The organism is Ruegeria sp. D3, from assembly GCF_056534465.1.
This window is the reverse complement of the sequence record NZ_JBQFPK010000002.1, coordinates 202,859-214,821: the sequence shown is the minus strand read 5'-3', so window position 1 is coordinate 214,821 and position 11,963 is coordinate 202,859. Positions and strand designations below refer to the sequence as shown.

The window sequence follows — 11,963 nt, the reverse complement described above, 5'->3', positions numbered from 1 at the left end:
CATGGGGTGTGATGCAAAGTCCTGACTTGCCCCCGGAACCAAACTTGCATAAGTACCACGCGATACACGCCACGCTGTACAGGACCACCATGGAAAACGTCGTTCTCATCATCCATCTTCTTCTGGCTCTGGGCCTGATCGCCGTTGTTCTGATGCAGCGGTCCGAAGGCGGTGGCCTGGGTATGGGTGGCGGCGGTGGCGGCGCCATGACCGGCCGCGCAGCAGCGACTGCGTTGGGCAAGGTCACATGGATTCTGGCAGCGTGTTTTATCGTCACCTCGATCACGCTGACCATTCTCGCCGCGCAAAAATCCTCGGGCAGCTCGGTCATCGACCGTCTGGGCGTTCCGGCACCTGCCCCGGTCGAGGAAAGCACACCGGCGGTTCCGTCGGCGGATGATCTGTTGCCTCCAGCGCAGGGCGACAACGCGCCGCTGATCCCGCAAGCGAACTGATCCACAAAACCTAGAAATCTGAAAGAGAACTGCAACAGCATCTTGCGGTTCTCTTGCGCTTTGGGCGCGAATCCTTTATGTGTGAAGTCCCGTGATGCAGCGGTTTTTCGTAAACCGTCGGGCAGCTGATTTTGACGTCTCACGGGAGCTAGCCGAACAACATGGCGCGTTTTATTTTCATCACTGGTGGTGTGGTTTCGTCCTTGGGCAAGGGGCTGGCTTCGGCGGCTTTGGGCGCTTTGTTGCAGGCGCGGGGCTACTCGGTTCGCCTGCGTAAGCTGGACCCTTATCTGAACGTCGATCCCGGCACGATGTCGCCGTTTGAACATGGCGAAGTGTTCGTCACCGATGACGGGGCCGAGACCGATCTGGACCTTGGCCACTATGAACGCTTCACAGGTGTTGCTGCTCGCAAGACCGACTCGGTCAGCTCGGGTCGGATTTATTCGAATGTGCTCGAGAAAGAACGCCGCGGAGACTACCTAGGCAAGACCATTCAGGTGATCCCGCATGTCACCAATGAGATCAAGGATTTCATTGCCATTGGCGAGGATGAGGTCGATTTCATGCTGTGCGAAATCGGCGGCACCGTGGGCGATATCGAGGGCCTGCCCTTCTTTGAGGCCATCCGTCAGTTCAGTCAGGACAAGCCGCGCGGTCAGTGCATGTTCATGCACCTGACGCTGCTGCCCTACATCAAGGCCTCGGGCGAGTTGAAAACCAAACCGACCCAGCACTCGGTGAAGGAACTGCGGTCCATCGGTCTGGCACCGGATATTCTGGTCTGCCGCTCGGAAGGCCCGATTCCGAAGAAAGAACGTGAAAAGCTGGCGCTGTTCTGTAACGTCCGCCCGGACAGCGTGATCGCGGCGCAGGATCTGTCGACCATTTATGACGCGCCGCTGGCCTATCACCGCGAAGGTCTGGATCAGGCGGTTCTTGATGCGTTCCAGATCAGCCCTGCCCCCAAGCCCGATCTGGCGAAGTGGGAAGATGTCAGCGACCGCATCCACAACGCCGAGGGCGAGGTCAAAGTCGCCATCGTCGGCAAATACACCCAGTTGGAAGACGCCTATAAGTCGATCGCCGAGGCGCTAACCCACGGCGGCATGGCCAACCGCGTCAAGGTCAAGGTCGAATGGGTCGATGCCGAGGTCTTCGATACTGAAGACGCCGCCCCGCATCTTGAGGGCTTCCACGCGATCCTTGTGCCCGGTGGTTTCGGCGAGCGTGGAACCGAGGGCAAGATCAAGGCGGCGCAATATGCCCGCGAGCATAAAGTCCCCTATCTGGGTATCTGTCTGGGAATGCAGATGGCCGTAATCGAAGCCGCCCGCAACGCTGCGGGCATCACCGAGGCCGGGTCCGAGGAATTCGACCATGAGGCCGGGAAAAAGCGTTTTGAGCCAGTTGTCTATCACCTGAAAGAATGGGTGCAGGGCAACCACAAGGTCGAACGCAAAGTGGGTGACGACAAGGGCGGCACCATGCGTCTGGGCGCTTATGATGCGGTGCTGGCCGAGGGGTCGAAGGTAGCAGAAGTCTACGGCGGCACAAATATCGAGGAGCGCCACCGTCACCGCTATGAGGTCGACATCAAATATCGCGAACAACTTGAAAAAGCGGGCTTGAACTTCTCGGGCATGTCGCCCGATGGTCGTCTGCCAGAGATTGTCGAATGGTCCGATCACCCATGGTTCATCGGCGTTCAGTACCACCCCGAGCTCAAGTCAAAACCGTTTGATCCGCACCCTTTGTTTCGCGATTTTGTCCGCGCCGCCAAGGACACTTCGCGCTTGGTCTAAGTCACCTTAACGTGACGGGTGTTTCGGATTTTTCTGTTCGAAACACCTGTTTACAGGGTTAACTGTCCGTGGAACACGAGACAGGAGACCGGCCATGACCGATCAGATCAAACAAGCGGAACGTTTCGCTGCCCTGCACCAAAAAGGCACACCGGTGATCCTTTACAATATCTGGGACGCGGGTAGCGCCGGTGCCGTGCGCGATGCCGGTGCCAAGGCAATTGCGACAGGCAGCGCACCGGTCGCAATGGCTCAAGGGTTCGGCGATGGTCAGAATATTCCGATGGACTTTGCGCTGGACAATGTTAGTCGCATCGTCTCAGCTGTCGATTTGCCTGTGACCTTGGACTTCGAAGGTGCCTACGCCGAAAGCCCTGTAGCAATTGCGGCCAACGTCCAACGTGCATTGGAGACAGGGGTCGTCGGCTTTAACTTCGAAGATCAAATTGTTGGAACCAATGACCTCTATGACATAGAAACCCAGGCCGCGAGGATGGCTGCGATGCGTGAAGGAAGCGACGTGGCGGGCGTTCCGGCTTTTATCAACGCCCGAACAGATTTGTTTTTGAAGGCCAAGCCAGAAGAGCATGACAATGCGATGTTGGATGAAGCCATTGCAAGGGCCAGTGCCTTTGCAGATGCAGGGGCAAGCGGGTTCTTCGCGCCGGGTCTTAAGGACGAAGGATTGATCGCCCGACTTTGCGAATCGACCGAACTGCCGGTGAACATTATCGCATTGCCCGGAACGCCTGATACGGCGACTCTGGCCTCGCTTGGTGTGGCACGTATCAGCTATGGCCCCGTGCCCTATCGCCAAATGCTGCGCTGGTTGCAGGAACAAGCAAGCGCGGCATTACAGCAAGGCGGCTGAAAACCGAGTTTTGTTGGCGCTTTTTCGCGTATTGTGATCGTCAATGGTGGTTTGATGATCACGGATGGCTATGACAGGTAGTCCGTGCTTGGCGGGCTACCAAATATGGAATAACCTCGCGATATGTTGAAAAAGTTTTTTCAGGCGTTCCGACCGCCACAACACGACAATTTGCCTGACCCTGATGCAGAGCTTGCGCTAGGGGCGCTGATGGTGCGCGTGGCGCAGGCGGATAGGGACTATAAGCTGGAAGAAATCAGCCTGATCGACCGCATTCTGGCGCGGCTGTATCAGCACAACGCGATCGAGGCCGCCAAAGTTCGCGCAACCTGCGAGAAACTGCACGCCGCCGCCCCTGAGACGGACACATTCGGCAAGCTGATCCGTGAGACCACCGATCTGCATGAACGTCTCGCCGCCTTGGACGCACTATGGGAAGTCGTTTTGGCGGATGGCAGTTCGGACGAAGGCGAAATGAAAATCGTTGAAGAGGCCCGGATTGCGATGGGTCTAAGCTATAATGACAGCCAAGCCGCCCGTGGCCGCGTGCAAAGACGCTTGGAAGAGACCTGACGGCGCTTTATATCTGGCGCATGTTTAGTGATTTTCTGTCCCGCCTGACAAACCCGCAGCCCGATCCGCTGCCCGATCATGATGCGCGCCTGGCGCTTACGGCCCTTTTGGTGCGGATCGCACGTTCTGACAATGACTATGCCGATAGCGAGATGTCCCGCATCGACCGGATATCCATGGAACGCTATGGCCTGTCCCCTTTCGAGGCCGCCGGTTTGCGCGCCCGCGCTGAAGATCTTGAAGCCGAGGCACCGGACACTGTGCGTTTTACACGTGCCATTAAAGAAGCCGTTGCCTATGATGACCGGCTCGCGGTCGTTCAGGCCCTGTGGTCGGTTGCTTTGGCAGATGGACACCGGACAGGTGAAGAAGATTCGCTCTTACGGCTCGTGGTAAGTCTTTTGGGCGTCAGTGACGTAGACTCAGCACTGGCCCGACAGAAGGCCGCCAAGTCGTGATCGCTGCGCTGGGCATGTACGACTTGCCCAGCCTGCGGCCGGCAAACGACCGCTACTGGTCGTTGATTCGCTCAGCTTTGGGTTACGGCCCGGTTGAACTTACACGCGATGCGGAACCCTGGGATATCTGGCTAAACCCTGACTTGTTGTTCGCGCAGGCCTGCGGTATGCCTTTTCGCACGCGGCTATATGGTCACGTTCAGTTGGTTGGTACGCCCGATTATGGTCTGTCTGGCTGTCCACCGGGTCATTATCGATCGGTATTTGTGGCACGCGCACGGGATTCACGCGGGCTTGCTGACCTTTCCCGAGGTACCTTTGCCTATAACGAGACGACGTCTCAGTCCGGTTGGGCAGGCCCCTTGGTTCATCTTGAAAAAATGGGATTGTGTCCTCTATCCGGTCTGGAAACCGGATCTCACGCCATGTCGGCCCGCGCTGTGGCCGAAGGCGAAGCCGATTTTGCGGCACTGGATGCGCTCACGTGGTTGATGCTGAAAGAACATACAAAACTGGGAACGGAACTGCGCGATGTCGACGCGACAGAACCTACCCCTGCCTTGCCCTATGTCACCTCGGGCACACAGGACGCGACCGCTGTCGCCAAAGCTGTCCGACACGCAATCAACGCTCTGCCGCCCCGCGACCGCAATGCTCTGCATCTGCTGGACCTGATCACCATACCTGCGCAAGACTATCTTGCTATTCCAAACCCCTCTCCGAACATGGTCAAGCAGCTTATTCCCTGACCGATTTGACCAGAACGTCTGGTCAATTTGACGGTTTCGCCCCCCAATCGTGTCATTTGCGCATTGCATTGAGCTGAAATTTAAGCCCTAGTACCGCACCAACACCAACAACACTCAGGTCGCCCGTGACAGATTCCACTCCGGTCATCGAGATCAAAAACCTACACAAGAGTTTCGGCAATCTTGAGGTGCTGAAAGGGGTGGATATTACGGCAAGACGGGGCGACGTCGTATCGCTGATCGGCTCGTCTGGGTCCGGGAAGTCAACCTTGCTGCGCTGCTGCAACCTGTTGGAAGACAGTCAGCAGGGCGAGATTTTGTTCAAGGGCGAACCCGTGCGCTGGACAGGTAGCGGCCATCACCGCCGACCCGCAGACCCTAAGCAGGTTCTGCGTATCCGCACGAACCTGTCGATGGTTTTCCAGCAGTTCAACCTGTGGTCTCACATGACCATTCTGCAAAACGTGATGGAAGCCCCTGTTACCGTTTTGGGGCGTGACAAGGCCGAGGTTGAGGACAGCGCCCGCAAGTATCTGGAAAAAGTGGGCATTGGCGACAAGTGCGATGTCTACCCGGCCCAGCTTTCTGGCGGCCAACAACAGCGCGCTGCTATCGCACGCGGACTATGCATGGAGCCTGAAGCCCTGTTGTTTGACGAACCGACATCGGCGCTGGATCCCGAGTTGGAGCAAGAAGTAATTAAGGTGATCAAGGATCTGGCCGCCGAAGGGCGTACTATGATCATTGTGACCCACGACATGAAGATGGCGGCTGATATCTCAAGCCATGTCGTCTTTCTGCATCAGGGCCTCATCGAAGAAGAAGGTCTGCCGGAGGACATCTTCACCACCCCTGAATCCAAGAGGCTTCAGGGCTTTCTATCCGCCACACAGGCGGCCTAATAAACGGACAGGACCAAACTGGGGAGTAACCAATGAAAAAACTGATTCTGACCACAGCAGCCCTGGCGCTCGGCGCTGGTATGGCAATGGCGGACACCGTCCGTCTTGGCACGGAAGGCGCCTATGCTCCGTGGAACTTCGTCAACGATGCTGGCGAAATCGACGGGTTTGAGCGTGAGCTGGGCGACGAGCTGTGCAAACGCGCTAACCTGGAATGTGAATGGGTCAAGAACGATTGGGATTCGATCATCCCGAACCTGGTGTCGGGCAACTACGATGCCATCATCGCCGGTATGTCGATCACCGACGAACGTGACGAAGTCATCGACTTCACCCAAAACTACACGCCGCCGGATCCGTCTGCTTATGTTGCGATGTCCGATGGCGTTGATCTTGCCGGTGGTGTGATCGCTGCGCAGACCGGCACCATTCAGGCGGGCTATGTCGCCGATTCCGGCGCGACTCTGGTCGAATTCGCCAGCCCCGAAGAAACAATCGCAGCCGTTCAGAACGGTGAGGCGGATGCAGTCCTGGCGGATAAATCCTTCCTGGCGCCCTTCACCGAAGACGGCTCGGGCATGGTATTCGTTGGTGACGAAGTGCCGCTGGGTGGCGGTGTCGGTATGGGCATCCGCGAATCCGACGGTGAGCTGAAAGAAAAGTTCAACACGGCGATCCAATCCATGAAGGATGACGGCAGCTTGAACGCGCTTATCACCAAATGGGAAGTGTCTTCGACCTTCTAATCCAAACCTCAGCGGAGCGCCCGATCACAGGGCGCGCCGCATCTGAGCCCTTGCAAGTCAAAGAGGCCCGCCATTTTCTCGTTCTGCACTGATCCCGAAACGCTCGGCACGGTCCGTTGGTTCTCCTGTTACTTGACCAACGGTGTCCATTGGCTGTTCTACCTGTCCTTCTTCAAGGTTCTGCTGCTGCTGGCAATCACCGCGCCTGTGGCATTGGGGTTTGGCTTTCTTGGGGCGATGGCGGCCCGATCTCATTTTTTGCCGCTGGCATGGCTTGGCAAAGGCTACATCGCCGTCGTGCGCGGTGTCCCTGACATAGCCTTTTTCATGTTCTTCGTAATCGCTTTGGATCAGGCGTTCGAATGGACGCGACACAAAGTTCTGTGCCCCGAATGGACGGACCCGGTTAGGCAAGGCAATGATTTTATCGTCTGTCAGGCTGCGAAATTGCCGCTGGGCACATCCCCTGAATGGGTCCACGAAACCTATGGGTTCTTTCTGGCCGTTATTACCTTTTCGATCGTTTTTGGTGCCTTTGCAGCAAACGTCTTGTATGGCGGTATGCGCGCGGTTCCCCATGCACAACTAGAGACGGCCGCTGCTTATGGCATGACAAATCGCCAGACCTTTTGGCGCGTTCTGGTTCCTCAGATGTGGGTCTATGCCCTGCCCGGCTTATCCAACCTTTGGATGGTGTTGATAAAGGCCACGCCGCTTCTGTTCCTGCTGGGCATCGAAGATATCGTGTACTGGGCACGTGAGCTGGGCGCGATCAAGAACCCGAAATTCACCCAATACCCCCATGGTGACTGGCGTATGTGGTACTTCCTTGCTCTGCTGGTGTTTTACCTTGGAATGACCCGTGTGTCCGAGATTGGCCTGGAACGCCTGATGCGCCGACTGTCGCACGGTCAGGCCACCTCAGGCGGAGAGTTGCTGCGTAAGGAGACGACGGCATGAGTTGTCTTCAGACTATTCAGGATTACGGCCTGCGTTCGATCGGGATTGGTGAGCGGTTGCTGCCACGCGATGGTTTCACGCTATGCGAACATTTCACCCTGATCGGCTCGGGCATGATCTGGAATATCTATTTCGGCATCATGGCGCTGATCACCGGGTTCTTTCTGGCCACTGCACTGGCCATGGGAAAAGCGTCGACAAAGAAATGGCTGCGCAAACCTTCGGAATGGTTCATCTTCCTGTTCCGAGGCTCGCCACTGTTTATCCAGTTTTTCTTTGCCTATTTCTTCTTCCTCTCGCTCAAACAGAGTTTTCCCTTCCTTGATGCCCTGACATCCGCTTGGTTGGGCGCGCTGATCGTGCTGTTCTTCAACACGGCAGCCTATTCGGGCGAGATCTTCTATGGCGCGCTGCGTTCGATCCCCAAGGGCGATATCGAAGCCGCAGACGCCTATGGCATGACCGGCTGGCCACGGTTCCGCCGCATCATCTGGCCCACCATGCTGCGGCTGGCCTGGCCTGCCTACACCAACGAGGCGATTTTTCTGTTCCACGCAACCACGCTGGTCTTCTTCTCGGCCTTCCCGGTCTGGCAGCAGCGCGGGGACGCTCTGTATTACGCGGGATATTTCGCGGACAAGACTTTCAATCCGTTTGTTCCCTACCCGATTCTGGCCTTTTATTTCATCTTGCTGACTCTGGCCGTGATCTGGGGATTTGGAATGGTCAACAAGCGTCTGAACCGGCATCTGCCGGTTGCCAAACGCAGTAAAATGAAACTGAGGCTGAATCTGGTGCGCTGATCCCGGCGCACCTTTTCGCAACACAACACGCGCACAGCTCTGGCCTGTGCGTTTCTTTTTTCGCGTTTTTCGAGGAAATGGTACCGCCTCCCTGGCTTGAACAGGGGACCTCTGGATCCACAATCGCCGACCCCCGAGCATTTTATCATTATGTTTCAGCTACTTAAAACCACTTCATCAGCACTCTAAAAGACTTATCATATCTTTCCATGCATTGGCCCATTGTACTCGCCACGAACATATTCCTTAACTTTCAGATACCAGTGTTCAGATGGCCGAGCCCAGCTAGACAACAGAATCCGTGCCCAACAAATTCCGACAGTGAGCCGAGCGAGATGGTTGTGCCAAAGACAGAGCTTAAGTGCTATTTTTCACTTTCTCTTGCCGCGTTTCGTCTTGAGAAAGCATCTACGACTATACACAAGCCAGAATACGCTAATCCCCCTACCATCATTGCCGTGGATGGTAGGTTTCCAATTTCAAGGTCACCATCGGCAAACGGCACAGAACCTTCGAACCTGAAGTTATAGGTCCAACCGCCAATAGCCGAGACACTAAGACCCAGCAAAGCATGGCGGCGGTAAAAATTATCTGGATGGAACCAGTAAGCAACGCCACCTCCAACTAAAGCTGAAACTAACGAAATAAGAAGCGAGTTTTTCGTAGTCAGACCCAAGTATTGTGTGGAACCAAAATAAGCGACAAAGCCAACCAACGCTGCGCTTAAGACTACCAACACCACAAAACTGCTTAATGCTTGAGCAAAAAAGGACTTTTGTTTTTTTTCCAAAATACCGGTTTGTGTTTTTGTCACTATTTCCGAGCTAGAATTCGTGTTTTCGTTGCCAGAATTTTTCGCTTTGCCCAACTTGTAGGAACCTACCTCAATCGGCACAGCTATTTCACGCGCGGCTTTATTTAAGACTTCACCCCCTCGCTGGAGGTTATCAAGGTAAGAATAAGAAGAACGATCTGGTCGCAAGATGCCGGTGGATAGCAAGCGCTGAGTGACAGCCGTTAATTTTGCGTTGCAATGCCGCCAAGAGTAAGGGTCCTCTATATGGCTATCAATAGCCGAGGCTAGTTCAGCATACCCCTGACGAAAGTAAGCTGAAGCAGGGCTTTTGTCAGAAGTGACCCTTTTCATTCTTCCAAAGTTTCTCGATTTTCTTAGGTCCTCGGTAATCCCAACTTGATCGAGTACGATGGAAGCAAAGGGAAAATTGTAACCGGCCAATAGCTTTGTTCTTTCAAAGTGATTTTTGCCTCTAAAACCCCAAAGGCAGCGAGCGTCATATGACCCCTCATAACTATCAATGTAGATTTCAGTCAGTGCGCGGCGTACAGCTCCTTCGGACATTTTGGATACTGGGCCACGAGAAGCCTGATCAAACACATCGAATGTGAGCGCCTTTTGACTACGAGTATTTAAGGTTCTATCGATCCAAGCCTCATTTTCTCGCAAAACTCGGGAGTCGTTTTGTGAAAGGCTCTTTGAAAGCGAGCTATTTTTCTCTCCCTCTAGCCACGCTCGAAGGCTTTCTTCGATGTGGCTGGTAGTGGATACATCTTCACCCATGGAGCCGTGTTGAAGCTTCTTTAGTTCCGGAATAGGCCTCAGAAAAAAACCGGGATGAAGAAGTGCGGAATGAGCAAACTTCTCAGCCCGACTTTCTCTAAACTCATCAAATGAACCGTAGTCGGAGTGAGCTACAAAACGCCCTATCGCCGACAGTTCAGTTATCTCAGACAGAGCTGCTGGTTGATCGTACAGAACTTCGTGAATCTGAGAGACGTTGCAAAAAATCGTTTGCGACGAAACCACGGAGAACATTCTGATAGCAGTCACGATTTCCTCTACATCCACAGTTTTTCCTATGGCGTCGTGAAGCTCTCTATTGAGGATATGGAGAAAAATCGGATGTTCGAAGTATTCGCTATTTTCAGGGGTTATCAATTCTTAGCTCGCCTGAATAAATTGCTGACAAAATTGTTTGTGACCACGGCTCGAACGACTCCATGTCATTTTCCGGTTCGGAAAGGTCGGTCCAACGCAAATCATTTATTGAAAGTTCGTTCTTAGTGGGAACGAAGAGCTCAGAACAAAAATAAACTATCACGACAGCGATGTGCTTCTTTGCCTCGACAGTCTCATATGTGTTTATTCCACACAGCAACTGGAAGCTGCTAGGCCGATCAAGATGTTCCTGTTCGGTGCTGTCGAACACTAGTTCTTCACAGAGTTCACGCTTTGCATTTTCGAATATTCCGTGTCCAGGAACATCAAACAATGTCGAGTCATCAAAAGAAATATGACCACCAAAACCGATACTTCTCTTACCCTGTAGTTCGTCAGCGGCGTTGTTGAATGTCCCCCGCCTATACGTCAGAACTCGCCCGCCTCGGAATACGATCGCATAAGAGATTAGCTGCTTGATGTCGTAGCGGCGCTCAGCTTCCTTTCTAACTACATGCTTAAATGCATCTTCTCGGTTGGCAGAGGAAATCAGGTCATCGATTCCTTCGAACAGACCGTTCACATTGGAGGCTTCAAGAAACCTATCGGGCACCGTTAGAACGTGCTCATGGTGCAGCGACTTTACTCTCGGTCGCGCGTTGTAAACGGTATGTTCGTTCGTTCTCAACTCGCGTAAGAAGAATTGGTTTGCACCAGTTCTAAAAAAAGGCGATTTAGCAGAACGTTCTCTTATTTCTGTGCTAAGCCGAGCCGCAAGTGTCTTGTATTGAGTTTTTCCGTGCAAATGATCTGGAACTAAGCCCTGCTCCGCAGCAATTTCCAACATTTCCTTTGGATGAAGCGGTCGGCCTGAGTGCCGGATGGTCTTTTCGGCGATTGCTAAGTAGGAGTCAGCCATGAATGTATTGCGAGGCATGTGTAGTAAATGACAAAAGAGGATCCCTTCTGCAACAAGGGTTTCGTGAAACGCTTTGTCCGAAGACGTTGCGAAGAGGATAGCGTGAACAACTGCATAGATGAACCCGCAATTGTCGAGAGGGTTCGAAGAAAAGCTCCTCAGTATCTTGTCGAATTGGGTTGCGGCACTGGAGCTCTAACAGCTTCCATACTTGAGCATTGCGGAGAGATTGTCGCTATCGATCAATCACCCATAATGATTGAAATGGCTGTCGCCGAAGTCGCAGCAGAAAACGTCAATTTTGTACGTTCATCTTTCGAGGCCTACGTACCAGAGAAAAAACCGGCTATGGTGGTATCAGGCATGGCTATGCACTTAGTGTCGGACATCGAAGCCGTTGTCCGCAGAGTGTTCGAGTGGCTTGAGCCCGGTGGTACCTTCGTTTTTTCCCAAAGGCACCCAATTCGCACAGCCAACCCAATTGGAGATCAGGCAGCCGAAATCGAGCCTTCTTGGACAGTGTCAGGCTACTACGACGTCGGACTCAGGAGCTACACTTGGCTGGGGCACGAAGTACAATACTATCATCGCACTGTATCAGACATTGTTTCAGCCGTAGTTTCAGCCGGCTTTAAGATTGTCGAAGTTGACGAACCGGTTCCCCAGAACGAATCTTTCACTGAAAGATCTGCAGAAAACAGAAGTTCACCAGCCGTGCTCTTGGTTCATTGTATGAAACCACTGACTTGCGATTGACACTACTAG

Annotated in this window: 13 protein-coding genes; 11 read left to right on the top strand and 2 right to left on the bottom strand. The window is 53.8% G+C overall.

Annotated features, from left to right (window positions below; genetic code table 11):
- Positions 1-89 precede the first annotated feature (89 nt).
- The 10 genes from secG to ACR0DX_RS03430 all read left to right on the top strand — a co-directional run bounded on the left by secG (position 90) and on the right by ACR0DX_RS03430 (position 8,322).
- A complete protein-coding gene (gene secG / locus ACR0DX_RS03475) occupies positions 90-455 on the top strand; it encodes a preprotein translocase subunit SecG (RefSeq protein ID WP_170353144.1) in 366 nt (121 codons plus the stop codon).
- A gap of 161 nt (positions 456-616) precedes the next feature.
- Positions 617-2,260: a CTP synthase gene (locus ACR0DX_RS03470; RefSeq protein ID WP_170352762.1), complete on the top strand. Its 1,644-nt coding sequence runs from the start codon at positions 617-619 to the stop codon at positions 2,258-2,260.
- 94 nt (positions 2,261-2,354) lie between these two features.
- Positions 2,355-3,131, top strand: coding sequence for an isocitrate lyase/PEP mutase family protein (locus ACR0DX_RS03465; protein ID WP_170352761.1), 777 nt, complete (start codon positions 2,355-2,357; stop codon positions 3,129-3,131).
- A 123-nt stretch (positions 3,132-3,254) separates the two neighbouring features.
- The gene (locus tag ACR0DX_RS03460; RefSeq protein ID WP_170352760.1) at positions 3,255-3,704 is read left to right on the top strand and encodes a tellurite resistance TerB family protein; all 450 of its coding nucleotides are present in this window, start codon (positions 3,255-3,257) and stop codon (positions 3,702-3,704) included.
- 20 nt (positions 3,705-3,724) lie between these two features.
- The gene (locus tag ACR0DX_RS03455; protein WP_170352759.1) at positions 3,725-4,162 is read left to right on the top strand and encodes a tellurite resistance TerB family protein; all 438 of its coding nucleotides are present in this window, start codon (positions 3,725-3,727) and stop codon (positions 4,160-4,162) included.
- Complete coding sequence (locus ACR0DX_RS03450; RefSeq protein WP_480845172.1) at positions 4,159-4,911, top strand: phosphate/phosphite/phosphonate ABC transporter substrate-binding protein; 753 nt, start codon at positions 4,159-4,161, stop codon at positions 4,909-4,911. The genes ACR0DX_RS03455 and ACR0DX_RS03450 overlap by 4 nt, the downstream gene beginning before the upstream one ends.
- 125 nt (positions 4,912-5,036) lie before the next feature.
- Positions 5,037-5,813, top strand: coding sequence for an ABC transporter ATP-binding protein (locus tag ACR0DX_RS03445; protein WP_170352758.1), 777 nt, complete (start codon positions 5,037-5,039; stop codon positions 5,811-5,813).
- A 32-nt stretch (positions 5,814-5,845) separates the two neighbouring features.
- Entirely contained in the window at positions 5,846-6,559 is a 714-nt protein-coding gene (locus ACR0DX_RS03440) for a transporter substrate-binding domain-containing protein (protein WP_170352757.1), read from the top strand.
- 72 nt (positions 6,560-6,631) lie between these two features.
- On the top strand, positions 6,632-7,519 hold the full coding sequence (locus ACR0DX_RS03435) for an ABC transporter permease subunit (protein ID WP_170353142.1): 888 nt from the start codon (positions 6,632-6,634) through the stop codon (positions 7,517-7,519).
- Positions 7,516-8,322, top strand: a complete 807-nt coding sequence (locus ACR0DX_RS03430) for an ABC transporter permease subunit (protein ID WP_170352756.1) — start codon at positions 7,516-7,518, stop codon at positions 8,320-8,322. The genes ACR0DX_RS03435 and ACR0DX_RS03430 overlap by 4 nt, the downstream gene beginning before the upstream one ends.
- Before the next feature lie 364 nt (positions 8,323-8,686).
- Here ACR0DX_RS03430 and ACR0DX_RS03425 read toward each other — a convergent pair whose 3' ends face one another.
- Positions 8,687-10,279, bottom strand: a complete 1,593-nt coding sequence (locus tag ACR0DX_RS03425; protein ID WP_480845169.1) for a hypothetical protein — start codon at positions 10,277-10,279, stop codon at positions 8,687-8,689.
- The gene (locus tag ACR0DX_RS03420; protein ID WP_480845167.1) at positions 10,266-11,198 is read right to left on the bottom strand and encodes an HTH domain-containing protein; all 933 of its coding nucleotides are present in this window, start codon (positions 11,196-11,198) and stop codon (positions 10,266-10,268) included. Before ACR0DX_RS03420 ends, ACR0DX_RS03425 begins: the two co-directional genes overlap by 14 nt.
- A gap of 27 nt (positions 11,199-11,225) precedes the next feature.
- On the opposite strand from ACR0DX_RS03420, the gene ACR0DX_RS03415 reads away from it, so the two are divergent.
- A complete protein-coding gene (locus ACR0DX_RS03415) occupies positions 11,226-11,954 on the top strand; it encodes a class I SAM-dependent methyltransferase (protein WP_480845165.1) in 729 nt (242 codons plus the stop codon).
- Positions 11,955-11,963 lie beyond the last annotated feature (9 nt).